Annotated in this window: 22 protein-coding genes and 1 riboswitch; of the genes, 17 read left to right on the top strand and 5 right to left on the bottom strand. The window is 61.0% G+C overall.

Annotation, left to right across the window (positions count from 1 at the left end; translation table 11 throughout):
- Positions 1–116: 116 nt before the first annotated feature.
- Positions 117–194, top strand: a riboswitch (SAM riboswitch).
- 57 nt (positions 195–251) lie between these two features.
- The 7 genes from metZ to BMZ91_RS12245 all read left to right on the top strand — a co-directional run bounded on the left by metZ (position 252) and on the right by BMZ91_RS12245 (position 7,417).
- On the top strand, positions 252–1,436 hold the full coding sequence (gene metZ, locus BMZ91_RS12275; protein WP_092839196.1) for an O-succinylhomoserine sulfhydrylase: 1,185 nt from the start codon (positions 252–254) through the stop codon (positions 1,434–1,436).
- A gap of 131 nt (positions 1,437–1,567) precedes the next feature.
- Positions 1,568–2,668 carry a GTP cyclohydrolase FolE2 gene (gene folE2, locus BMZ91_RS12270; RefSeq protein ID WP_092839193.1) on the top strand — a complete coding sequence of 367 codons (1,101 nt, stop codon included), beginning with the start codon at positions 1,568–1,570 and terminating at the stop codon, positions 2,666–2,668.
- Positions 2,669–2,849: 181 nt separating this feature from the next.
- Positions 2,850–3,506, top strand: a complete 657-nt coding sequence (locus tag BMZ91_RS12265) for a hypothetical protein (protein WP_092839190.1) — start codon at positions 2,850–2,852, stop codon at positions 3,504–3,506.
- Positions 3,507–3,633: 127 nt separating this feature from the next.
- On the top strand, positions 3,634–3,855 hold the full coding sequence (locus BMZ91_RS12260) for a hypothetical protein (RefSeq protein ID WP_092839187.1): 222 nt from the start codon (positions 3,634–3,636) through the stop codon (positions 3,853–3,855).
- A gap of 184 nt (positions 3,856–4,039) precedes the next feature.
- On the top strand, positions 4,040–4,267 hold the full coding sequence (locus BMZ91_RS12255) for a hypothetical protein (protein ID WP_092839184.1): 228 nt from the start codon (positions 4,040–4,042) through the stop codon (positions 4,265–4,267).
- A gap of 67 nt (positions 4,268–4,334) precedes the next feature.
- Positions 4,335–5,783 (top strand): TrkH family potassium uptake protein, encoded by a 1,449-nt coding sequence (locus BMZ91_RS12250; protein ID WP_092839182.1) that lies wholly within the window; start codon positions 4,335–4,337, stop codon positions 5,781–5,783.
- Between the two features lie 26 nt (positions 5,784–5,809).
- Entirely contained in the window at positions 5,810–7,417 is a 1,608-nt protein-coding gene (locus BMZ91_RS12245; RefSeq protein ID WP_092839413.1) for a 5-guanidino-2-oxopentanoate decarboxylase, read from the top strand.
- A 3-nt stretch (positions 7,418–7,420) separates the two neighbouring features.
- Here BMZ91_RS12245 and BMZ91_RS12240 read toward each other — a convergent pair whose 3' ends face one another.
- Both BMZ91_RS12240 and BMZ91_RS12235 read right to left on the bottom strand, forming a co-directional pair.
- The gene (locus tag BMZ91_RS12240; protein ID WP_092839179.1) at positions 7,421–7,705 is read right to left on the bottom strand and encodes a hypothetical protein; all 285 of its coding nucleotides are present in this window, start codon (positions 7,703–7,705) and stop codon (positions 7,421–7,423) included.
- A 151-nt stretch (positions 7,706–7,856) separates the two neighbouring features.
- Positions 7,857–9,605, bottom strand: coding sequence for a serine protease (locus BMZ91_RS12235; protein ID WP_092839177.1), 1,749 nt, complete (start codon positions 9,603–9,605; stop codon positions 7,857–7,859).
- A gap of 166 nt (positions 9,606–9,771) precedes the next feature.
- Here BMZ91_RS12235 and BMZ91_RS12230 point away from each other — a divergent pair, with 166 nt between their 5' ends.
- The 7 genes from BMZ91_RS12230 (at position 9,772) to BMZ91_RS12200 (ending at position 17,933) form a co-directional block, all read left to right on the top strand.
- On the top strand, positions 9,772–10,701 hold the full coding sequence (locus BMZ91_RS12230; protein WP_092839174.1) for a glycine--tRNA ligase subunit alpha: 930 nt from the start codon (positions 9,772–9,774) through the stop codon (positions 10,699–10,701).
- Complete coding sequence (locus tag BMZ91_RS12225; RefSeq protein ID WP_092839171.1) at positions 10,701–11,225, top strand: DUF6446 family protein; 525 nt, start codon at positions 10,701–10,703, stop codon at positions 11,223–11,225. The genes BMZ91_RS12230 and BMZ91_RS12225 overlap by 1 nt, the downstream gene beginning before the upstream one ends.
- A gap of 5 nt (positions 11,226–11,230) precedes the next feature.
- On the top strand, positions 11,231–13,522 hold the full coding sequence (glyS, locus tag BMZ91_RS12220) for a glycine--tRNA ligase subunit beta (protein WP_092839168.1): 2,292 nt from the start codon (positions 11,231–11,233) through the stop codon (positions 13,520–13,522).
- A gap of 135 nt (positions 13,523–13,657) precedes the next feature.
- Entirely contained in the window at positions 13,658–16,198 is a 2,541-nt protein-coding gene (locus tag BMZ91_RS12215) for a putative PEP-binding protein (RefSeq protein ID WP_092839165.1), read from the top strand.
- Between the two features lie 165 nt (positions 16,199–16,363).
- On the top strand, positions 16,364–16,975 hold the full coding sequence (locus tag BMZ91_RS12210) for a cell wall hydrolase (RefSeq protein WP_092839162.1): 612 nt from the start codon (positions 16,364–16,366) through the stop codon (positions 16,973–16,975).
- 181 nt (positions 16,976–17,156) lie between these two features.
- Positions 17,157–17,324 (top strand): 50S ribosomal protein L33, encoded by a 168-nt coding sequence (gene rpmG / locus BMZ91_RS12205; protein WP_007799108.1) that lies wholly within the window; start codon positions 17,157–17,159, stop codon positions 17,322–17,324.
- 105 nt (positions 17,325–17,429) lie between these two features.
- Positions 17,430–17,933, top strand: a complete 504-nt coding sequence (locus tag BMZ91_RS12200; RefSeq protein WP_092839159.1) for a GNAT family N-acetyltransferase — start codon at positions 17,430–17,432, stop codon at positions 17,931–17,933.
- Between the two features lie 60 nt (positions 17,934–17,993).
- Here BMZ91_RS12200 and BMZ91_RS12195 read toward each other — a convergent pair whose 3' ends face one another.
- Positions 17,994–18,773, bottom strand: a complete 780-nt coding sequence (locus BMZ91_RS12195) for a Bax inhibitor-1/YccA family protein (RefSeq protein WP_092839156.1) — start codon at positions 18,771–18,773, stop codon at positions 17,994–17,996.
- Between the two features lie 133 nt (positions 18,774–18,906).
- Positions 18,907–19,116 carry a YjiS-like domain-containing protein gene (locus BMZ91_RS12190; RefSeq protein WP_092839153.1) on the bottom strand — a complete coding sequence of 70 codons (210 nt, stop codon included), beginning with the start codon at positions 19,114–19,116 and terminating at the stop codon, positions 18,907–18,909.
- A 125-nt stretch (positions 19,117–19,241) separates the two neighbouring features.
- Here BMZ91_RS12190 and BMZ91_RS12185 point away from each other — a divergent pair, with 125 nt between their 5' ends.
- On the top strand, positions 19,242–20,117 hold the full coding sequence (locus BMZ91_RS12185) for a LysR family transcriptional regulator (RefSeq protein ID WP_092839150.1): 876 nt from the start codon (positions 19,242–19,244) through the stop codon (positions 20,115–20,117).
- Here the strand turns inward: BMZ91_RS12185 and BMZ91_RS12180 are convergent.
- Positions 20,104–21,066: an NADPH:quinone oxidoreductase family protein gene (locus tag BMZ91_RS12180; RefSeq protein ID WP_092839147.1), complete on the bottom strand. Its 963-nt coding sequence runs from the start codon at positions 21,064–21,066 to the stop codon at positions 20,104–20,106. The two genes, BMZ91_RS12185 and BMZ91_RS12180, sit on opposite strands and share 14 nt — an antisense overlap.
- 307 nt (positions 21,067–21,373) lie before the next feature.
- On the opposite strand from BMZ91_RS12180, the gene BMZ91_RS12175 reads away from it, so the two are divergent.
- Both BMZ91_RS12175 and BMZ91_RS12170 read left to right on the top strand, forming a co-directional pair.
- Complete coding sequence (locus tag BMZ91_RS12175; protein ID WP_092839144.1) at positions 21,374–21,748, top strand: helix-turn-helix domain-containing protein; 375 nt, start codon at positions 21,374–21,376, stop codon at positions 21,746–21,748.
- Between the two features lie 61 nt (positions 21,749–21,809).
- Positions 21,810–22,601 carry an inositol monophosphatase family protein gene (locus tag BMZ91_RS12170; protein WP_092839141.1) on the top strand — a complete coding sequence of 264 codons (792 nt, stop codon included), beginning with the start codon at positions 21,810–21,812 and terminating at the stop codon, positions 22,599–22,601.
- The last annotated feature ends 98 nt before the right edge of the window (positions 22,602–22,699 follow it).

Here is a 22,699-nt window from a genome sequence, read left to right as displayed (position 1 = left end):
GCACTGTTGGAGTTGAGTATTTTTGCCAAGAAGAAACAGCGGGAGCGCGCTTGGCCGTGGTGACGCCTGCGAGAAACCTGCTTGCCAGTATTGACGCCTGTGGCGGTGCGCGGTAATCCGATAGCCGTGGCGATTTGTTACCGGATTGCGGGCCACGTTAAACAAACCGCTAAAGAGGTCAGGATGAAAGCCCTCTTTCGCTTGACCGCGTCGGGGCTTTTTTTGTGGGCGGACACGCCCGGAGGACGACCATGAGCGAGACTTGGAAACGGCGCACCAGAATGGTGCACAGCGGTAGCCGCCGCAGCCAGTATAACGAGGTCAGCGAAGCGATTTTTCTGACCCAGGGCTTTGTCTATGACACCGCCGAGGCGGCCGAGGCGCGCTTTATCAAGGCCGGCCCGGATGAGTTTATCTATGCCCGTTACGGCAATCCGACCGTCGCCATGTTCGAAGACAGGATTGCGGCGCTTGAAGGGGCCGAAGATGCCTTTGCCACCGCCAGCGGTATGGCGGCGGTCAGTGGCGCGCTGATCTCTTGCCTGCGCGCGGGCGATCATGTGGTTTCGGCGCGGGCGTTGTTCGGGTCCTGTCTTTATGTGCTTGAAGAGATCCTGACGCGGTACGGCGTCGAGGTGACCTTTGTTGATGGCACCGATCTTGCGCAATGGCAGGCAGCGATCCGTCCCGAGACCAAGGCGGTGTTTTTCGAATCAATCGCGAATCCGACGCTGGAAGTGATCGACGTGGCCGCCGTGACCGAGATCGCCCATGCCGCCGGGGCGCTGGTGATTGTGGATAATGTCTTTGCCACGCCGGTCTTTTCCAATGCGATTGAACAAGGCGTCGATGTGGTGGTCTATTCGGCAACCAAACATATCGACGGGCAGGGGCGGGCCCTTGGCGGGGTTGTCCTTGGCACGCGCGATTTTATTCGCGGCACGCTGGAACCCTACATGAAACATACCGGCGGCTCGATGTCGCCCTTCACCGCCTGGGTCATGCTCAAGGGGCTGGAAACCATTGATCTTCGGGTGAACGCACAGGCCGATACGGCCCTGGCAATTGCAGACGCCCTGCAAGGTCATGACGCATTGGCGCGCGCAATCTATCCGGGCCATCCGAGCCACGCCCAGCATGATCTTGTGCTGCGAGACATGGGCAAGGGCGGCACGGTGGTGGCGCTTGATCTCAAAGGCGGGCAAGCGGCGGCGTTTCGCTTTTTGAATGCGCTTGAGATCGTGGTGATTTCCAACAATCTGGGCGATGCCAAGTCGATTGCGACGCATCCCGCCACCACCACGCATCAACGTCTGCCCGCTGATCAGAAGGCGAGCCTTGGTATCACGCCGGGACTTGTGCGCTTGAGTGTCGGGCTGGAGGATCGCGAAGACCTGATTGCCGATATCACCCGCGCTCTGGATGCCGCCGACTAGGGGCGTGCCACATGATCTGGGGCGTGTTTGATCCGTATTGCCGCTTTTGCCGTATATCCTAACGGAATTGGCAATTTGTATAGCTACGCCCTATGTCATACACTTGGCAGCACGGATAAGGAAACCCTGCGATGAATGTGCACCCATCCGAGATGAATGGAACGCCGGACCGCGATGAGGCAAAACAGGCGCTGGCGGTGTTGCGTGTCTGGGCGCAAACGGCCACTCCCGAAGAGGTGGCCGATCTTGATCCGTCGATTGCGCGGCTTTTGCCGACGGGGCAGGTGTCAAACTATCCTGTGTTGAGGCGCGACTATCCGACGGATTTCAGCGTTGATGCGGCCTATCGCGCCTCGTTGCCCGATCTTCAGAACGGGCCAAGCTCGCTTATTCGCGGCACCAAACAGCATCTTCAACATGTGGGCATTTCCAATTTCCGGCTGCCGATCGGCTTTCACACCCGTGACAATGGCGATCTGACGCTGGAAACCGCAGTGACCGGCAGCGTCAGCCTTGAGGCAGAGCGCAAGGGCATCAACATGTCCCGGATCATGCGCAGCTTTTACAAGCATGCCGAAAAAACTTTTAGTTTCGAGGTGATGGAGGCCGCGCTTAACGATTACATCACCGATCTCGATAGTGTCGATGCGCGCCTGCAAATGCGGCTGTCGTATCCGGCGCGGGTGCGCTCCTTGCGCTCGGGGCTAGAGGGGTTTCAGTATTACGATATCGCGCTGGAGCTGGTGGAAACCGGCGGTCTGCGGCGCAAATTCATGCATCTTGATTATGTCTATTCCTCGACCTGCCCCTGTTCGCTTGAGTTGTCGGAACATGCCCGCTCGGCGCGCGGTCAACTGGCGACGCCGCATTCGCAGCGCTCGGTTGCGCGGCTCTCGGTTGAGGTGATGGCGGGCGATTGCCTGTGGTTCGAGGATCTGATCGAGCTGGCCCGCCGTGCGGTGCCGACAGAAACCCAAGTCATGGTCAAGCGCGAGGATGAACAGGCCTTTGCCGAGTTGAACGCCGCCAATCCGATCTTTGTCGAGGACGCCGCGCGCCTGTTTTGCGAGCAATTGCTGGCCGATCCGCGCATCGGTGATTTCCGGGTGATCGCAAGCCATCAGGAGAGCCTGCACAGCCATGATGCGGTCAGCGTTCTGACCGAGGGCGACACCTTTGCCTCGGACAGTCTTGACCCCAAATTGTTTCACACGCTTGTTCACGGGCGCTAGGGTGTGGTGATCTGCCCGTTTGCCCGGCACAGCGTGTAAAATTTCAGCAGCTTCCCGCGTATCGGGTGTAATTTGATTTGACGTTGGGTCAATTCAGTGACACCGACGCTGTGCCTCGCGTTACGCTAATGTCACGCCACGCTGGGAACGCGCTTTTGTACTGGCTCAAAAGGATACTGATATGCTTGCCCCCGACTATCCGCTGAAACTTTCCGCCGCCGGACTTCGCTTTGCCGGCTACATGATCGAAAGCAATCTGCGCGTGGCGCAGGTATTGGGAGAGGCCGCGTTGCAGGCCGGGCCGTTCGCCGGTCGGATCAGGGCGAAAGCGACACCGGCGCAGCACACTGCACGGCTTGTCAGCGCCAAGCCGGGTGCAGCAAAGACCGCGGTCGCCAAGCCCACAGTGGCCAAGCCCGTGGCCAAAAAGCCCGCAGTGGCAAAGCCTGTGGCCAAGACGCCCGCACCTGAGAAGACAGCCGCAGTTGCGTCACCGACCCCGGCCGCCAAAGCGCCAGCCACAGCAAAGCCGGTTGCCGTGAAAGCCGACGCGGCCAAACCGGCCCCGCCACAGGCTCCGGCTGAAACCGTATCCAAGGTTACGCCGTCTGCGCCGGTTGCGCCAGCGGTGAAAGCTGCTGAGGTGGCGCCGGTGACCAAGCCTGCGGTGGCACAAATCCCGGCCAAAGCAGAGGTCAAATCCACGCCCTCTGCGCCGGTCGCGCCTGCTCACAAAGCTGCGGCGCCAACCCCGGCTCCTGCCTCGGCCAAGGCCCAGCGTAAACCATCCGCGCCGCCTGCTATGCCCGCACCGCGGAGGAAAGGCAAAAGAAAATAAGGGCTTACCGGTCGGGATGCATCTGTTGCAACCCGGCCATTCCGAATTGACGGTGGTAACGTCAAAGACGCTGACCTAACTTGAAGGCAGGGAGGAAACCTGAACACCAAAGCAAGTGAGGTTTCCAATGGCGAACATTACAACGAACATCCCGGCATCGCCCCTGCGCGACGGCTGGAAAAAATTCACAGCGGCCTTGGCGCGTGGCCTTGAGCGTCACAGCCAGGTCACATCACGCCGCAACCGAATCGAAGCGCTGGAAGCAAAATCCGACGCAGAGCTAGCAGCCATGGGCATCCGCCGCGACGATATTGCCTATCATGTCTTCAAGGACCTGTTTTACGCCTGACGCCGACAGACCCCGGCAGGCCGGAACTTTAACCCCGACGGGTCGATCCCGTCGGGGTTATTTTATGCTGCAATGCAGCAACACTTTACCGACCGTTTCACTTCCCGCAAGAAATTCGGACAGAACTGCCCTATATTCCCCTCAGGGAGGAATCCGTCACACGATCCGACGAAAGGGGTTCCGAATGGCCGACCAAGACCTGCACACCCGATTTCTGCCAGTCACATGGCGGCGCGATCTGGATCTGTTTCTGGCCGAACATGCGGCCGGGATGAATGGCTATATGATAAGCCGCAAACGCCTTGCCAGCCTAGTAGAAATGTACAGCCTGAGCGATAGCGAACTGGCCGCGATGGGGCTTATGCACAAGGATATCCCGGCCTTTGTGTTCGAGGATATCCTGCCCGGTTAAGACCAGATGCGGGGTGCGCGCGCATCCTGCTTGACAGCGCCGTGCCCAAAGCCCAACTCTGCGCGTCATGTTTGATATGCGTCCCGTGGGATATCTTGTTGGCCTGATGGTCATGGCCATGGGGCTTACCATGGCGTTGCCTCTCTTGGTGGATATCGCCGAGGGGCGCGAGCATTGGCCGGTTTTTGCCGAAAGCCTTATCATTACCTGTCTGACCGGCGGGCTTGTCGCGCTTGCGTGCAAGAACTCGGTCGGTGAAGGGCTTACGGTGCAGCAAGCGTTTTTGCTGACCACAGCGGTCTGGGCGATGCTGCCGCTGTTCGGGGCGCTTCCCTTCATGCTTGGCGAGACCAAGCTTGCTTTTGTCGATGCCTATTTCGAATCGATGTCCGGCCTGACAACAACCGGGACCACCGTATTGGAGGGGCTGGATGACCTGCCCAAGGGGCTTTTGCTCTGGCGCGGCATTCTGCAATGGCTTGGCGGGCTTGGGATCGTGATTGTCGCGCTTGTGTTCCTGCCGGTGATGCGGGTCGGGGGCATGCAGTTTTTCCGCTCGGAGGGGTTTGACACCTTTGGCAAGGCGCTGCCGCGCACGATGGATATCTCAAAAGGCGTGCTGAACGTCTATCTCGGGCTGACGGCGATCTGTACCCTGTCCTATCTTGCGTTTGGCATGGACGCCTTCGAGGCGACGGTGCATTCGCTGACCACGGTGTCAACAGGCGGGTTTTCGACGTCGGATGCGTCCTTTGCAAGCTTTCCGGGCGCGCCGCAATATGTGGCCGTTGTTTTCATGATCCTCGCCACCCTGCCGTTTGTACGCATGATGCAGGGGGTGCAGGGCAATATCCGTCCGCTCCTCAAGGATACGCAGGTGCGCACATATCTGCGCTGGATCGGATATGCGGTGATCCTTGTGGTGGGCTATGACCTTATCCAGTTCGGCGAGTTGAGCGAAGAGCGGTTTCGCGAACGTTTGTTCAATATCGTGTCGGTCTTTACCGGCACCGGGTATGGCGACGGCGATCTGATGGGGTGGGGGCATATGCCCTTTGTGGTGCTGATCGTCGTGGGGGCGATTGGCGGCTGTACCGGCTCGACCGGCTGTGCGATCAAGATTTTCCGCTATCAGCTGATGCTGACGGCACTGGCCCAGCAGGCCCGGCGGATTTTCAGCCCCTCAAGCGTGATGATCCTGCGCCACGAGGGGCGCCGGGTCGAGGATGAAGTTCTGCAATCGGTGATGCTTTTGTTTACCTTCTACATCCTGTCGCTCGGATTTTTCAGCGTCGCGCTGGAGCTTACCGGGCTGACGGTGCTGGAATCGGTGACCGGAGCCTGGACGTCGATTTTCAACATCGGCCCGGTCTTTGGCGAAAATGTAGCGCCAAGCGGGGCGCTGCATGGCTTTCCAAGTGAGGCCAAGGCACTGATGATTCTTGCAATGCTGATGGGGCGGCTTGAAATCGTGGCGGTTGTCGTCTTGATTTTGCCGGTATTCTGGCGCCCCTGAACTCGGTTTTTATTGGGAGAGATATGATGGCCGATCACACAGATACCTTTCGCGCGCAAACCCCGCTTGGGGCGCAGATCAGCCATCTGTTGAAGGCGCGGGGGGTGGACACCATCTTTGGCATTCCCGGTGTGCACAATCAGGAAATGTATCGCGGCATCGAAGAGGCCGGCATCACCCATGTTCTGGCGCGCCACGAACAGGGCGCGGGCTTCATGGCCGATGGCTATGCGCGCGCCACGGCCAAGCCGGGGGTGGCCTATGTGATCACCGGGCCGGGCTTGTGCAATATCATGACACCGATAGGGCAGGCCTATTCGGATTCGGTGCCGGTGCTGGTGTTGTCGTCCTGCCTTGACGATGTGGCGGCCAAGACCGGCCAATTGCATCAGATGCTGGACCAATGCGGCGCGGCGGCCTGTGTCTGTGACTGGAGCCATGAGGCCCGCGATGCGCAAAGCGCCTATCAGCTTGTTGACCGGGCTTTGGGTGAATTCGCCAGCAAGCGCGCGCGGCCCAAGCATATTCAGGTGCCGATTTCCGCGCTGCAAGGGGCGGCGGAGGCCGCCCCGGCGGCCAGACCGCTTGTGGCGGTTCCTGCGATTGCGGAGCGGGTGGTCGATGAGGTGGCCGAGGCGCTGAACGCGGCGCAAAAGCCGCTTGTCATTCTCGGGGGCGGGGCCGTGCGGGCGGCGCAGGCCTGGCGACAGGTGATCGGGCGTTTGGGCGCCGCAAGTTTCACCACCTATGCCGGGCGCGGCATCATGGGGGCCGATGCGCCGCTTGATTTTGGCACCTATCTTGCCCGCCCCGAGAGTGCGGGCGTGATCGCCGAGGCCGATCTTGTGCTGGTTGTGGGCACGGAACTGTCTGAAAATGATCTCTGGCGCGATGACCTTGGGCACGCGGCGCCGCTGATCCGGGTGGATATCGACCCGGCACAGCTTGGCGGGGCCCCAAATTGCGATCATCCCGTTCTGGCCGATGCCGGGGCCTTGGCGGATGCGCTTTTGGCGCGCGATCTGCGCGCCGCAGAGGGCTGGCGCGCGGGCGATGTGGCGGCGGCGCGGGCCCGGTGGCGCGCCGAAAGCGATGCAGAGCGTCCCGGTATTGCCCCGCTTTGCGAGGTGCTGCGCGCCGCTTTGCCCGAGGATACGATGATCTATTCGGACATGACCCAATTCGCCTATGTCGCCAATGAGGTCTGGCCGATGGCGCATCCCGGCCATTGGCATCACCCTTCAGGCTTTGGCACGCTTGGCTATGCCTTGCCCGCCGCCATCGGCGGGGCGGTGGCCCGGCGCGGCAAGCCGACCATCGCCATCGCCGGCGATTACGGGTTTCAGTACACGCTTCAGGATCTTGGCACTGCGGTCGAGCTTGGCCTGTCGCTGCCGATCCTGCTTTGGGACAATGGCAAGCTGAAAGAGATCGAGGACAGCATGGCGCGCGCCCAGATCGCGCCCAATGCGGTCATCGCCCATAACCCCGATTTCTGTGCGCTTGCGCGGGCTTACGGGGCCAATGCAGAGGCGCCCCAAACCCATCAGGCCTTGCAGGATGCGGTGCGGGCGGCGCTTGTCGCGGACCGCCCGACGCTTATTCACATGACCTCGGCACTGGGGAACGGCTAGGCCTTAGTAGACGTCGCTAAAGCCGCGCTGAACGATATAGGTCGGACAGCCGGGGCGCGCGGTGTTGATGATCAGATACCACACGATTTCACCGGGCCGACCGGCGCGCGAATATTCACAGCCAATCGGATGCGTCCACCATTGCGAGCTATAGCCTTCGGCCGGCATGACCGAACTGTTACCGCTTTGGATCTTGGTTGCACGACCGACTTTCCGGCTGACATCGGCCTGTGCGACACCGGAAAGTGCGACGAGAGCAGCCGCTGCAATTAGCGTGATTTTCTTCATTCTCAAAACTCCTGATCTGGCCCGGATCCTGATCCGGAAAACACCCCTCACCACTTGCCACCAAGGTGTGCCGATCGCCTTTCCAAAACCTTAACGGCGCCCCTTTCGGGACGCCGTTAATACCTAGAATTTGCGCTAAACTGTGGCGGGATTATTCCCAGCAACTCACCAGCACGGTCATCGCCCCGGCGCGATCGGTCAGCGCCTCGGCGGGGATGTCATCCAGCTCCGAGGTGACGCGCGGGGTGATGCCGTTTTGCACCAGAACCTCGCGCAGCGTGCCGGTATTGGCGGCAAAGCTTACCCCGTCGGGCAGGGCGCGACCGTTCTGAACATGCGGCAAGAGCATCCCCAGAACCGCACCGCCGGTATCGAACACCGGCCCGCCGGCATCGCCCTCAAGCGCGGTGATCGCCAGCCGCTTGAGGTGCGCTTCGCCATTCAGGCCGCGCAGGTCGGCAAGCTGGCCAAAGGTCATTGTCGGGGCGCCGAGGATGCCGCCATAGGAATAACCCGCAACCGCCACATCCGACATCAGGCGCGGTGTCAGATCTTGAAAGGTGGCAACATTCTGCGGCGCAAGCTGCTCAATGGGGCGTAAGAGAGCGATACCAAGATCGGTGTCATCAAGGGCGATGGCCGCGTCATACATATCGTCGATGGTGATGCGGCCACAGTTTTGCACAACCTCGGAGGTGGTCAGAACCGCGCCGCCCTGATCGACGTAAAAGCCAGAGCGCGAGAGTTTGGGTTTGCGCACTTGCAGCCCGGAAATCAGATCAATGCGCTGCTCGGCGGTATTGCCGGCCGCCGGGTCAAGCGTGCCGCTGAGCCATTCGAAGCTGTCCTGCATCTGGCCCAAAAGGCGATTGCGGCGCTCTTCGTCGCCCGCAGGCCAGATCAGGGTAAAGCCCTTGATCTGACCATCGCGCAGCCAGACCTCGGTCTGCGAAATCTGCAAGGCGCCCTCGCCAATCAGGCGAAAGCTGTCGCGTTCAAGGTTGCGCGGCCCGGTTTCCGGCACGATTTCAAGCGTCTGCATGATGTCGTAAAGCCCGGCAAGCGTGTTGCGGTCGCCCTGCTGGCTGATCAGAAGAACCCGCGCGTCGATGTCGCCCTTGGGTTTGAAATGCGCGAAGGGCGGCTCGTAGCGGTCAAATTCCACCACCGCCATCGGCAGCTTCATGGCGATCCCGGTGCCAGCCTCGCGCACGACCTCAAGGCCAAGCCCTTCGAGAACGGCGTTATACTGGCGCAGCAGTTCGCGGCGTTGCAGGCTGGTCAGAACGCCGGTGACCTCAAAGTTGTTGGCCTCTTGCCAGCGACCCATCGAGGCGCGCGTGCCCTGACCAAAGGCCGCGTCAATCGGGCCGCCGTAAAAGCCGGCCCATTTCAACGCGATCTGAAGTGCGGCGCGCCCGTCGCGGTCAAGCCGGGCCTCGCTTGCGCGGGCCTCGCGCGGGGTTTCATCGGGAAGGGCCGGGTCGGGCGCCGGGGTCGGCGCCTCTGCAACGGGGGCGGGACGCGCCGGTGTGACGGCAGGTGCGGGCTCTGCCTGATCCAGAAGGTTGGTCCCGACTGGCCAGAACTGACGCTGGAAATCAGAGGATTCCGCGATATAGCTGTCGCGCGCGATCACGCCTTCGTTGCGATAGACCTGAAGCACACGCTCGGCCTCGTCGCGCCGATAGGGGCCAAGGGCAATCGCATACCATCCGCGCCCGAGGGAAAAGCCGTTCACATCCTGCAAGTCCGCGCCATAGCGGCGGGCGCTGGCCTGGGCCTGTGCAAGGCTGGGCTGGGCCTCGATCTGGACCCAGACAAGCGGTTCGTCCTGTGACCAGGCCGCAGGTACGCTCAGCAAAATCGTCAACATAAATCCCAAAAAATAACGCGTCATCGGTTCCCCTTAAATCCTGCCCTGCCTGTTCGCATCGGGGCTTAAGGGAGTTTTAGCAAAAATGCCACGCGATGCACCCAAAATATGCGCTTTGGCCTGATTGACCCTGCCGCATGAGGGCCGTAGGTAAGAACGGCAATTTCAGGGGCGGTCCCCGGGGGCGAAGATGGCGGAAACAAACGGCAAACCACGCAGTTTTCAGGAAATCATCCTGCGGCTTCAGAGCTATTGGGCGGGCCATGGCTGTGCCATGATGCAACCCTATGACATGGAAGTCGGCGCGGGCACGTTTCATCCGGCCACGACGCTGCGCTCGCTCGGCTCACGGCCCTGGGCGGCGGCCTATGTGCAACCTTCGCGGCGCCCGACCGATGGGCGCTATGGCGAAAACCCCAACCGCTTGCAGCACTATTACCAGTATCAGGTGCTGATCAAACCCAGCCCGCCCGATCTTCAGGATCTTTACCTTGGCTCGCTCAAGACGATTGGCATCGACATGGGCCTGCATGATATCCGCTTTGTCGAGGACGACTGGGAGAGCCCGACGCTTGGCGCATGGGGGCTTGGCTGGGAGGTCTGGTGCGATGGCATGGAAGTGAGCCAGTTCACCTATTTCCAACAGGTTGGCGGGCATGATTGCGCGCCTGTGTCTGGCGAATTGACCTATGGGCTTGAGCGGTTGGCGATGTATGTGCTTGGCGTCGATCATGTGATGGACATGCCGTTTAACGACCCCGGCGCGCCGATCCCGCTTAGCTATGGCGATGTGTTTCGCCAGACCGAACAGGAATACAGCCGCTGGAATTTCGACGTGGCCAACACCGATGTGTTGTTGCGTCATTTTGAAGAGGCCGAGGCCGAATGCGAGGCGATCCTGAGTCAGCCCCATGACGACCCCAAGACCGGCCAGCGGATCGTGATGGCGCATCCGGCCTATGATCAATGCATCAAGGCAAGCCACCTTTTCAACCTGCTGGATGCGCGCGGCGTGATCAGTGTGACCGAACGACAGGCCTATATCGGGCGTGTGCGGGCCTTGGCCAAGAAATGCGCCGATGCCTTTGTGCAGACCGACGCGGGGGGATATGCCGCGTGATGGGCAAGATATTAGCGGGGGTGATCTTGGTTACGGCTTTGGTGGCCGGTGCGGCCATGTATTATTTGCAGGTCTATTACTTTTACGAAGAAGTGGCGGCGACCGGCACCGACGATGTGCAGCTGACCTCGCTTGTCTCGGGCAAGGCCGAACCGGTGCTTTATGACGGGTTCACGGCGATTGATGCCGACAGCAGCCCGATCCGCTATCGTGCCTGTTTCACCACCACGATGAGCAATGCCATGCTCAGCGAAACCTATGAGATCTACGAGACCGCCGAACCGCTGACCGCGCCGGGCTGGTTTGAGTGTTACGACGCACAGGCCATCGGCCTTGCGCTGGAAGAGGGGCGCGCGCTTGCCTATCTGGGACAGCGCGACGTGTCTTATGGCGTTGACCGTGTGGTCGCCATTACCGATGACGGGCGCGGCTTTGTCTGGCATCAGATCAACCGCTGCGGCGCGGTGGTCTTTGATGGTCAGCGCGCGCCCGATGACTGCCCCGAACCACCAAAAGGGTATTGAGTGATATGCCAGATCTTCTGATCGAACTGTTTTCCGAGGAAATCCCCGCCCGCATGCAGGCGCGCGCAGCCGAGGACCTCAAGAAACGCATGACCGATGCGCTTGTCGAGGCGGGCCTGACCTATGGCGGGGCCGCCGGTTTTGCCACGCCGCGCCGTCTTGCGCTTGCGGTCGAGGGGGTGCTGGCCAGCAGCCCTACAACCCGCGAAGAGCGCAAAGGCCCCCGCGTCGATGCGTCCGACAAGGCGATTGAGGGCTTCCTGCGTGGCGCCGGAGTGACGCGCGATCAGCTCGAGGTGCGCGACGAGAAAAAAGGTCAGGTCTATTACGCCACCATCACCCGTCCGGGCCGCCCCGCGAGCGAGATCGTGGCCGAAGAGCTTGAAAAGATCATCCGCAATTTCCCATGGCCCAAATCCATGCGGTGGGGGGCGGGAAGCCTGCGTTGGGTGCGCCCGCTGCATTCGATCCTGTGCATCCTGACCGACGAGATGGGCGAGGCCACGGTGGTTGACCTTGAGATTGACGGCATTCGCGCGGGCAACACCACAGAGGGCCATCGCTTTATGGGCCATGGCAGCTTTGCGGTGACCTCGTTTGACGATTACCGCGCCAAGCTCAGGCGCGATCACGTGATGCTTGAGGCGCGCGAACGCGCCGATCACATCTGGCAGGATGCCAGCAATCAGGCCTTTGCCGCCGGTCTTGAACTGGTCGAAGACGCAGGCCTTTTGGCCGAGGTGTCCGGCCTTGTGGAATGGCCGGTGGTCCTGATGGGGCAGATCGACGAGGATTTCCTTGGCCTGCCGGGTGAGGTGTTGCAGACCAGCATGCGCGAGCACCAGAAATTCTTTTCGGTGAAGAACCCCAAGACAGGCCAGATCGAACGCTTTGTCACCGTCGCCAATGTCGAAACCGCCGATCACGGCGCGACCATTCTGGCGGGCAATCAAAAGGTGCTGGCGGCGCGTCTGTCGGATGCCAAGTTTTTCTGGGAAAACGACCTGCGCCTTGTGCGCGACAAGGGGCTTGCGGGCATGGCCGAGGGCCTGTCCGGGGTTACCTTCCACAACAAGCTTGGCAGCCAAGCCGACCGGATTGCCCGCATTGCCGCACTGGCGCGCGAGATCGCCCCGGGAGTGGGGGCCGATCCCGATCTGGCCGAGCAGGCGGCGAAGGTGGCCAAGGCCGATCTGCAATCGGAAATGGTCTATGAATTCCCGGAATTGCAGGGGCTTATGGGGCGGTATTATGCCGAGGCCGAGGGGCTGCCGCCCGAGGTGGCCGCCGCGTGCCAAGAACATTACTCCCCCCTCGGCCCGTCTGACGCCGTGCCGACTGGTGCCGTCTCGGTTGCTGTGGCTCTGGCGGATAAGCTTGATACGCTGACCGGGTTCTGGGCCACCTTTGGGTTTCCGACAGGAAGTGCTGATCCTTTTGCACTTAGGCGTGCAGCTCTTGGCGTCGTCCGGCTTATTGTTGAGAACAATCTATCAATCGGGCTTTATCGAGTTCTGTATGGCGGGGCCGCTAAGCGTTCAGTTAAGGCAGCAGACGCAGCGGGACCCGTAGCAAACTTGGAGTTTCGCGGCATGATTATCGCGAAGTATCGGGATGTATTGGCTCAATTTGCAGAAAACCCTGATTACGCAGAAAAGAAGCGAGCTTTTGGGGTAATAAGAATGAAGACCGAAAGCTTTGATGCTGACTATGCAGATTGGGCAGCGGTTTCCGCCCACAATATCCTTCAGTTGCACGAAATAGAGGTTGTTGAAGATCTTCTCGCCTTCTTCCACGACCGCCTCAAAGTTTACCTCAAAGACCAAGGCATTCGCCATGACGTGATCAACGCCTGCATTGCCATGCCCGGCAACGACGACCTCACCCTGTTGGTCAAACGGGCCGAGGCGCTCAGTGCCTTCCTCAAAACCGATGACGGTGAAAACCTGTTGCAGGGCTTCAAGCGCGCCAACAATATCCTGACGCAGGCCGAGGAAAAGGACGGGGTCGAATATTCCTACGGCGCCGATGTGAAATTTGCCGAGACTGACGTGGAAAAGGCGATTTTCGCAGCACTTGATACGGCTGAGCCCGAGATTGCCCGCGCCCTTGAGGCCGAGGATTTTGCAGGGGCGATGGCGGTCATGGCCGGTCTGCGCCCGGCGGTGGATGCGTTTTTCGACGCGGTGCAGATCAATGCCGACAATCAGGTGTTGCGCCGCAATCGCCTGAACCTGTTAAGCCGCATTCGAGTGATCTGTCTCCAGGTGGCCGATCTGACGCGGATCGAGGGCTAGCGCCCCTCATCGGCCCTGACAGGCCGCCTCGTGAATTTCCGCGAGGCGGGCACGTCAGGGCCGGACGAGCCATGCGGCTTTCCCTTGCCTTGTGCGCCATCGCGCGTATGGTGCGGTCAAAGGAAAGGTGCCGCAGTGCAGCAAGACCAGAAAAACGTCACCCTGATCACCGCTGATGCAGAGATCCACGCCACCACCCATGGCGGGCGGGCGAAATGCCTGCAACGGCTGGTGCGGCTTGATCTTCCGGTGCCGCGCACGATTGCCTTGTCGTTCGAGGCGGTGCAGTCGATCGCCGCCGGGGATATGCCGGATATGAAGGCGCTTTTGGCGCCCTTTGGCGCGGCCCCGCTGTTATGTGTGCGCCCATCCTCGGAAGACCCCGATTGGGGTGGTCCCGGTGCAATGCTCAATATCGGGATCAACGATGCGCTTTACGTCGATCTCTGCGACAAGCTGGGCGAGGTGGCCGCCGCCGAGATATACCTGCGCTTCGTGCAATCCTATGCCATCCATGTCGCCCGGCTTGACCCGGATGTGCTTGACGATGTGTCGAGCGACCCCAAGCTTGGCCTGAGCCAGGCGCTGCGCGCCTATGAGGCGGAAACCGAAGAGAAATTTCCCCAGGACCCTGCCGTGCAACTGACCGAAGTGCTGCGCTCGATGGCGCGCGCCTGGGGGGGCACGACGGCGCGGCTCTTGCGGCAGGCCAAGGGCGCGCCGGTCGATGCCGGGCTTGGCCTTGTGGTGCAGGAGCTGGCGCTTGGCCTCGGGCAGGGCGAATGCGGCTCGGGTGTCATGCAGCTGGTCAATAGCCAGACCGGCGAACGCAAGATCACCGGGCGCTACCTGAGCCAGAGCCAGGGCCGCGAGGCATTGCGCGGCGGGGAGGATTCGCTTTTTCTGGAGCGTGATCCGCGTGGCCCCTCGCTTGAGGAGCTGGCCCCCGAGGCGTTCGAGGCGCTCAAATCCTATACCGCGATGATGCGCGAGAAGCTGCGCGAAGAGATGCAGGCTGAGTTTACCATCGAAGATGGCCAGGTGTTTTTGCTTGATGGGTTGCGCGTGGCGCGCAATGCCCGTGCGGCTGTCGGCATCGCCGTGAGCCTGGCAGAGGACGGTATCATCACCCGCGAAGAGGCGCTGATGCGGGTCGAGCCGCGCGCCTTGAACGAGCTGTTGCACCGCCAGGTCGATCCCGAGGCGCCGCGCGATATTCTGGCGCGCGGAATTGGCGCAAGCCCCGGCGCGGCCTCGGGCAAGATCGTGTTTTCCGCCGCTGATGCCCAGGCCGCGCATGCGCGCGGCGAGGCCTGCGTTCTGGTGCGGCGCGAAACCAGCCCCGAGGATATTCGCGGCATGCATGCCGCCGTTGCCGTTCTGACCGAACGGGGCGGGATGACAAGCCACGCCGCCGTAATCGGGCGCGGGATTGGTCTGCCCTGCGTTGTGGGCGCTTCCGATATCCACTTTCAGGTGCGTCTCAATCAGCTGACCATGCCCGACGGTCGGGTGGTCAAGGCGGGCGAGGCGATCACGATTGATGGCACCAACGGGCTTGTTCTCGCCGGTGAGACCCCGCTTCTAGAAGCCGCGCGCGACGCCTCTTTCCAGACCTTGATGAGCTGGGCCGATGATGTGCGCGACATTGCCGTGCGTGCCAATGCCGACACGCCCGGCGACGCCGAGGTCGCGCGCAATTTCAATGCGCGCGGCATCGGCTTGTGCCGGACCGAGCACATGTTCTTTGAAGAAGACCATCTTACCGTGATGCGAGAGATGATCTTTGCCGATACCAGCGAGGATCGCGCCGCAGTGCTTGAGCGGCTGTTGCCGATGCAGCGCGCCGATTTCATTGATATCTTTCGCATCATGCAGGGCAAGCCGGTCTGTATCCGCCTGTTTGACCCGCCCCTGCACGAATTCCTGCCGACGGATCGTGCGGGCCACCTGCAACTGGCCGAGGCGCTTGATCTGCCGCTGTCGGATGTGACCCGTCGGGTTGAGGCGCTCAGCGAATATAACCCGATGCTGGGCATGCGCGGGGTGCGCGTCGGGATCACGGTGCCGGAAATCTATGACATGCAGGCCCGCGCGATCTTTGAGGCCACCATCGAGGCCAGCCGTGAAGGCGAACCGGTGGTGCCAGAGATCATGATCCCGCTGGTCAGTGCCTGCCGCGAGGTCGAGTTGGTCAAGACGCGGTTCGATGCGGTGGCGGTGGCGGTGCGCAATGAAACCGGGCGCGATTTCACCTATCACCTGGGGGTCATGGTCGAAACCCCGCGCGCCGCGCTTCGGGCCGGGGATATTGCGCCGCTAGTCTCGTTCCTCAGCTTTGGCACCAACGATCTGACGCAGATGACCTATGGTCTGTCGCGTGATGACGCAGGCCGTTTCATGTCGGAGTATGTCAAGCAGGGCGTTTACCCCGAAGACCCGTTTCACACGCTGGATGTTGACGGGGTGGGCGAGCTTCTCAAGATCGGGGCGGAGCGCGGTCGCGCGGCCAATCCGGACGTGGTTTTGTCAATTTGTGGCGAACATGGCGGCAACCCCGAATCAATCGCCTTCTGTCGGGATGCGGGCTTTAACTATGTTTCCTGCTCTCCGTTCCGGGTTCCGGTGGCGCGACTTGCTGCCGCACAGCTAACGGTGAAAGACAAGATAGGGTAGGCTGGGGCGATACTGACGCAAGATCGGGCATGCCGGGTGGGAAACCGCTTGGCATAAATTTGCGCACCCATAATGCCGCAGTGCAGCAGGGTGGACGAATGGGACAAATTTAGCTACCTCCCCCCGATGCAGCGGAACCAACCGCGGTCACCGAGGAGATCATGCATGAAACGGATTGCACTGGCCGCGACCCTCGCGGTGATGGCCGCGCCGGCGATAGCGGATGCGCCTGTAAACAGGTTAATGGACCAGGAAATGCGCGCCTTGCGGTCGATTTCCGGGGACCGGATGGCAAGTTTTCTGACCCGGCCCGAGACCGAGGTGGAATACTCCAAGGCCTGGCTGTCGCAACAAGAGGTTGTCAAGGGCGGGCCACAGTGGCGCTGTCTTGCCGAGGCGCTTTATTTTGAAGCGCGCGGCGAAAGCGTCAAGGGACAGTTTGCCGTTGCCGAGGTGATCCTGAACCGGGTCGATGACCCAAGCTATCCCGATACGGTCTGCGGCGTCGTGCATCAGGGCACGGGGCGCAAGTTCCAGTGCCAGTTCACCTATACCTGTGATGGGGCCAAAGAGGTGATCAGCGAGCCCCAGGCGTTTCGCCGGGTGGGCAAGGTTGCCAAGCTGATGGTCGATGGTGCGCCGCGCGACCTGACCAGCGGGGCGACGCATTACCACACCCGCGCCGTCAACCCGCAGTGGGCCCGGCATTTCCCGCGGACCGCATCCATTGGCGTGCATTACTTCTATCGCCAACCGACGCGCGTATCGCAGAACTAGGGCCCGCAACGCCCCCTCGAAAATCGGTTTCTGCCCGGCTGAATCGGGCTTGCCAGGCAAAAACCGGGTTATTCCCTGCCAAACATGACAATCGCGGTTGACTCGGGCGCGCGCGTCAGTAAAAGGCAGACTTCATGAGATATTCACGGGTGGCAGGACTGCCCGGCGCAGGAGATGAAAAATGGCGAAGCCGACGACCATCAAAATCCGTCTGAACTCGACCGCGGGCACGGGCCATTTCTACGTGACCAAGAAAAACGCACGCACCATGACCGAAAAGATGACCGTACGTAAGTACGATCCCGTGGTGCGCAAGCATGTCGAGTACAAGGAAGGCAAGATCAAGTAAGATCGCCTGACAGACAAGACAGAGCAAGCCGCGCCACACCAGCGCGGCTTTTTCTATTGGGGCGTGCCTGGGGGAACGGAGGAATTTACCGGAAAGCCTGGTTTCATGCCCCATTTCGATATTCGCCCTGCCGCATTTGCCGATCACGCGGTGTTTTCCGCATTGCTGTCGCGCAGCTATCTGCGGCTTCTGGCGCCCTGTTATTCAAGCACCGTGCTGGCCGGGGCATTGCCCGTGATGACACTCGCCACGCCAGAGACCCTGGGCACGGGCCGCTATTTCCTCGCCGAGCAGTCGGAGTGCATTCTCGCCGTCGGCGGCTGGAGCGATATAAGCCCCTTCGGGCGCGCCTGTCCCGACGGGCACGCGCATATCCGGCATCTGGCCTGTGACCCCGAGAGGCTGCGTCAGGGGATCGGGCGGGGCATCGTGGCGCGGCTGGTCAGATCGGCGCAGACGAGCGGCATCAGGGTGCTGCATTGCCTGAGCCCGCATAACGCCGCGCCGTTTTATGCCGCGACAGGGTTCGAGGCCCTGGGCGAGGTGGCGATGCGCCTTACGCCCGAATTGGACCTGCCGGTGATCCATATGCGCTATCGGCTGGCGTGACATGCAAAAGGGCCGGTCGCGATGACCGGCCCTCTGGATATCCGCGCTGTGAGGCGCTGTTTATTCTTGCTGGCCCATGAACATCAGCAGGAACTGGAACATGTTCAGGAAGCTGATGTAGAGGTTCAGCGCGCCGTCATATGCGGCCTTGTCAAGCCATTCCTGATCGCCATGCGAGGCGTGGGCGACATAGGTGTTCTTGATCTCTTGCGTATAGAACGCGGTCAGACCGGCAAACACCAGAACCCCGATCGCCGAGATCGCGAACATCATCGCGGGCGATTGCAGGAACATGTTGATCAGCATCGCCACCAGAAGGCCGACAACACCCATGATCAGGAAACTGCCCCAACCAGAGATGTCTTTCTTGGTGGTATAGCCGTAAAGCGACAGCGACGAAAACGCGATGGCGGTCACGATAAAGGTCTGAACGATCGAAAATCCGGTGAAGACCAGAAAGATCGAACTCATCGAGACACCGATCAGCGCGGCAAAGGCGAAAAAGCCAAGCTGTACAGCCGCCGCAGACCCGCGACGCAGCAACGAGCCCCAGCCGAACAGGATAAAGCCGAGCGGCGCCAGCATCACCACCCATTTGAGCGGCGACAGGTAAAGCGCGGCACCAAGACCCGAGAGCATCGTGCCATTGGGCAATTGTGCGGCGGCGGCCGACGGATCGGTTGTCACGGCAAGCCCCGCGATGGCCCATGCGGCAAGGGCTGTGATCAGCATGCCGAAAGACATGGTGCCGTAGACCTTGTTCATATGTGCGCGAAGACCCGCGTCAATCTGGGCGGTGCGTGTGCCCGTCGCCGTCCGGATCGTGTTGAACTCTGCCATGAATACCTCCGATATGAAAATGGCAGCCCCGGAATGGGGCTTTGCCAACAATATCGGGTAGGTGTACCCGGTTTTCAAGCTATAGCGAGCGTTTTTCTCGGGCTTTTGCAGGCGCCTGCGGGATGCGCGTGAATTAGCGGCAGATTTGCGCAGGCAGATCCCAGAACGGGCGGCGTGCCTCACGCTCGGCCTCGCGGCGGCTCAGGCCGATATCGGCAAGCGCGGCGTCGTCCAACGCGCGTAAGGTACGGCGTTGGCTCCAGACCGCCATCATGTCACGCAGGGCAATCTGCACGCGGGGCAGGGTGCCGGGCCGGGCTGGGGCGCAAATGTTGAGGCTCATGGTCTGTTCCTTTCCGAAATGTGATGTCTCGTCTCGTTCGTATTTCTTCTGTTGATCTTTCTGCTTGATTCGGCGCAATATTGAAAATGAATGTTTATGACTTGAACCATCAGGGAATGTGATCAATGCGAAATCTTGACATAACGACACTGCGATCCCTCGTAGCGGTGGCCGATCAGGGTGGCGTGACGCGCGCAGCCTCGGCGCTCAACCTGACGCAATCGGCGGTCTCAATGCAGATCAAGCGGCTTGAGGATATGCTTGACCTCAAACTCATGGATCGTGCCAACCGGCGGGTGTCGATGACCGCCTCGGGCGAACAGCTTGTGGGCTATGCCCGGCGCATGCTTGATCTCAATGACGAGGTGGTCGGGCGTCTGACCGAAGAGACATACGAGGGCGAACTGATCCTTGGCGTGCCGCATGACATCGTCTATCCGGTGGTGCCGCGGGTCCTCAAGGCGCTGAACGCGGCCTTTCCGCGGGTCAATGTGCAATTGCGCTCGTCCAGCACGGTCCGCCTGCGTGAGGCGCTTGGCAAGGGCGAGGTCGACATTATCCTGACCACCGAGCAGGGCGTGGGCGAGGGCGGCGAGACCCTGACCGAAATGCCGTTGCGCTGGACCGGGACACAAGACGGGGTGGCGTGGAAGCGGCGGCCTCTGCGGCTTGCCTTCTGCACCTGCTGCATCTTTCGCCCGATCGTGCTGCACAGGCTCGACGAGGCGGGGATCGACTGGGAAATGGCGGTCGAATCAGAGGACGACCGCGCCGTCGAGGCGGTGGTCAGCGCCGATCTTGCGATCGGGGCCATGCTGGAAAACAGCCTTCCGCCCTATTTGGAGGCGATCACCCCCGGTGGCCTGCTGCCCGATCTTGGCGTTCAGAAGGTCAATCTTTACATGCGCGGCGGTCGCGACAAGGTGCTGGACGAACTGGCCCAGATGCTGCGCAACGGGTTTGGCGCGATCCCGGCACCCGCCGCCCTTATGTCAGCGTGACCACCACCTTGCCGGTGGATTTGCGCGAACGCAGCAATTCAAGCGCCTCATCGGCGCGCTCCAGCGGCAGCACATGGCTTATGTGGGGCTTGATACAGCCCGCCGCATACCACTTGAACAGGGTGGCAAGGCTGTCGGTCACCACCTTGGGGCGGAATTTCAGGTAGCCGCCCCAGTAAAGGCCGATCACCGACAGGTTTTTCACCAACAGATGATTGGCCGGAATCTGCGGCACCTCGCCACTGGCAAAGCCGATGCTGAGGATGCGCGCCTCGGGGTTGCAGGCGCGAAACGCCGACCTGAACTGATCGCCGCCAACCGGATCATAAACCACATCCACCCCGCCAAGCGCCTTGCAGGTCTCGCGGATATCGTCTGTCGTGGCGTCAATCAGGTGATCGGCGCCAGCGGCGCGCGCAACCTCAAGCTTGTCGGCACCGCGTGCACAGGCAATCACCCGCGCGCCCATCTGTTTGCCGATTTCCACAGCCGTCAGGCCGACACCCCCCGCCGCGCCCAGGACCAACAGCGTCTCGCCCGGTTGCATGCGCGCCTTGTGATCGAGCGCGACATGGCTGGTGCCATAAGCAATCAGAAAGGCGGCGGCGTCGGTAAAGGGCATATCATCGGGCAGGGTCACGGCGCGATCGGCCGGGAAACAGCCATACTCGGCCAAGCCGCCCTGACCGCCAAAGACCGCGACGCGCGTGCCGGGGGCGGGGCCGCTCGTATCCGGGCCAAGCGCGTCGACCACGCCGGCCACCTCCATGCCAAGCGTAAACGGGGCCGGTGGGGTATCCTGATATTCGCCCTTGATCATCAAGAGGTCGGCAAAATTGAGACCGCAGGCCTCAATCCGCAACCGAAGCTCGCCTTGCTTGGGGGCGGGGCGCGCTATGTCGCAAATGGCGGGCGTGGCCCCGGTCCTGGCAATGTGAAGCGCGCGCATGTGATCCCCTTTTCGATTTTACCAAATCTAGCAACAAACTGTTGATCGAATTAGACTAATTTGATTCGGCCTGTCAAATCAGCAGTCTGGACTGAGTTTGCCCTATCCGAAAGGTGAGCCGCCCGTTTAGATTGAGTTTCTTTCTGCGGGGGTCGCATCCAGATAGCAATATATCTTGTATTTCGGCGATATCTTGCTAGGATCATATGTGCGCTGCTGGGATGCGCGGCGTGTGTGTTTGACGTGCAAAGCGTCTATGAGTGCCAAGTTTTTGGCGATGTAAAAGTTACAACAGAAGGAACATTCAATGCCGCACCCCGTAGATGTGCATGTTGGAAAACGCATTCGGCATCGTCGCTGGCTGGTCGGGATGACTCAGCAGCAGCTTGCGGAAAGCGTTGGAATTAAATTTCAGCAAATTCAAAAATATGAAACCGGTGCCAACCGAGTCAGCGCATCCCGTCTTTGGGATATTGCCGATTCGCTCGAAGTCGAAATCAGCTTTTTCTTTGAGGGGCTGGAGCACGAAGGCGATACAACCCGCGAAAAGGCCGACAACGTACCGTCGGATATCCTTGGCGATAAAGAGGCGCTTGATCTGGTTCGCTCGTATTATGCGATCCCGGAAAATCAGCGCCGTCGTCTGTTCGATCTCGCTCGCGTTCTGAGCGAGGTGGCTTGAGCCTGACCGGCCAGTGACCTAAGGCTGCACCCGCAAGGGGCAGATAAAAGGCGGGTCGGGTATGGACATCGAAAAGAAAACTGAAACCGCCCATGCGTTGGCCGATGCCGCGCGTGCGGCGGTTTTACCTTTTTTCCGAAGCGCCGGTCTTGTTGCCGACAACAAGCACTCGGATGGCGCCTTTGACCCGGTGACAGAAGCCGACCGCGCCGCAGAGCGTGCGATGCGCGAGATCTTGGCCAAGGTGTGCCCCGAGGATGGCGTGTTTGGCGAAGAGTTCGGCGAGGTGACCGGGCAAAGCGGCCTTACATGGGTGCTTGATCCGATCGACGGCACGCGCGCCTTTCTGTCCGGGTCTGCCACATGGGGGGTGCTTGTCGCGCTCTCTGATGACAGCGGCCCGGTCTATGGTCTGATTGATCAACCCTATATTGGCGAGCGATTCGAGGGCGGGTTCGGGCGCGCGACGATGTCCGGCCCTCTGGGCATGCGCGCGCTCAGGACGCGCGGTGACCGCCCGCTGAGCGACGCGATCCTGTTCACCACCTTTCCCGAGGTCGGCAGCCTTGCCGAGGGCGCCGGATTTGCCGAATTGGCGCAACAGGTCAAACTGGTGCGCTATGGTTTGGATTGCTATGCCTATGCGCTTGTGGCGGCGGGGCAGATTGATCTCGTGGTCGAGGCCGGGCTTGCGCCCTATGACATTCATGCGCCGATTGCCGTGATCGAGGCGGCAGGCGGGATTGTCACCGATTGGCAAGGGGCCCCCGCGCATCACGGCGGGCGCGTGCTTGCGGCGGCGAGCCGCCAACAGCACGCCGCCGCATTGGAGATTTTGTCACGGGTGACTTGATCGCCCCTGTGCTTTGCGCGTAAACGGTATTTGCTGCACGGTTCTTAACCCCTTTCCGCCGTGCAACCCATGCTTCCAGAGGGGGTGAGGAAGCACTG

The organism is Roseovarius lutimaris, assembly GCF_900115165.1.
Classification (GTDB): Bacteria; Pseudomonadota; Alphaproteobacteria; order Rhodobacterales; family Rhodobacteraceae; genus Roseovarius; species Roseovarius lutimaris.
The sequence above is the reverse complement of the archived record's forward strand: the minus strand, read 5'-3'. Positions and strand labels throughout refer to the sequence as shown.

Coding starts and splice junctions, on each gene's coding strand:
- metZ (WP_092839196.1), top strand. CDS start 252: ATGAGCGAGACTTGGAAACGGCGCACCAGAATGGTGCACAGCGGTAGC.
- folE2 (WP_092839193.1), top strand. CDS start 1,568: ATGAATGTGCACCCATCCGAGATGAATGGAACGCCGGACCGCGATGAG.
- BMZ91_RS12265 (WP_092839190.1), top strand. CDS start 2,850: ATGCTTGCCCCCGACTATCCGCTGAAACTTTCCGCCGCCGGACTTCGC.
- BMZ91_RS12260 (WP_092839187.1), top strand. CDS start 3,634: ATGGCGAACATTACAACGAACATCCCGGCATCGCCCCTGCGCGACGGC.
- BMZ91_RS12255 (WP_092839184.1), top strand. CDS start 4,040: ATGGCCGACCAAGACCTGCACACCCGATTTCTGCCAGTCACATGGCGG.
- BMZ91_RS12250 (WP_092839182.1), top strand. CDS start 4,335: ATGTTTGATATGCGTCCCGTGGGATATCTTGTTGGCCTGATGGTCATG.
- BMZ91_RS12245 (WP_092839413.1), top strand. CDS start 5,810: ATGGCCGATCACACAGATACCTTTCGCGCGCAAACCCCGCTTGGGGCG.
- BMZ91_RS12240 (WP_092839179.1), bottom strand. CDS start 7,705: ATGAAGAAAATCACGCTAATTGCAGCGGCTGCTCTCGTCGCACTTTCC.
- BMZ91_RS12235 (WP_092839177.1), bottom strand. CDS start 9,605: ATGACGCGTTATTTTTTGGGATTTATGTTGACGATTTTGCTGAGCGTA.
- BMZ91_RS12230 (WP_092839174.1), top strand. CDS start 9,772: ATGGCGGAAACAAACGGCAAACCACGCAGTTTTCAGGAAATCATCCTG.
- BMZ91_RS12225 (WP_092839171.1), top strand. CDS start 10,701: ATGGGCAAGATATTAGCGGGGGTGATCTTGGTTACGGCTTTGGTGGCC.
- glyS (WP_092839168.1), top strand. CDS start 11,231: ATGCCAGATCTTCTGATCGAACTGTTTTCCGAGGAAATCCCCGCCCGC.
- BMZ91_RS12210 (WP_092839162.1), top strand. CDS start 16,364: ATGAAACGGATTGCACTGGCCGCGACCCTCGCGGTGATGGCCGCGCCG.
- rpmG (WP_007799108.1), top strand. CDS start 17,157: ATGGCGAAGCCGACGACCATCAAAATCCGTCTGAACTCGACCGCGGGC.
- BMZ91_RS12200 (WP_092839159.1), top strand. CDS start 17,430: ATGCCCCATTTCGATATTCGCCCTGCCGCATTTGCCGATCACGCGGTG.
- BMZ91_RS12195 (WP_092839156.1), bottom strand. CDS start 18,773: ATGGCAGAGTTCAACACGATCCGGACGGCGACGGGCACACGCACCGCC.
- BMZ91_RS12190 (WP_092839153.1), bottom strand. CDS start 19,116: ATGAGCCTCAACATTTGCGCCCCAGCCCGGCCCGGCACCCTGCCCCGC.
- BMZ91_RS12185 (WP_092839150.1), top strand. CDS start 19,242: ATGCGAAATCTTGACATAACGACACTGCGATCCCTCGTAGCGGTGGCC.
- BMZ91_RS12180 (WP_092839147.1), bottom strand. CDS start 21,066: ATGCGCGCGCTTCACATTGCCAGGACCGGGGCCACGCCCGCCATTTGC.
- BMZ91_RS12175 (WP_092839144.1), top strand. CDS start 21,374: ATGCCGCACCCCGTAGATGTGCATGTTGGAAAACGCATTCGGCATCGT.
- BMZ91_RS12170 (WP_092839141.1), top strand. CDS start 21,810: ATGGACATCGAAAAGAAAACTGAAACCGCCCATGCGTTGGCCGATGCC.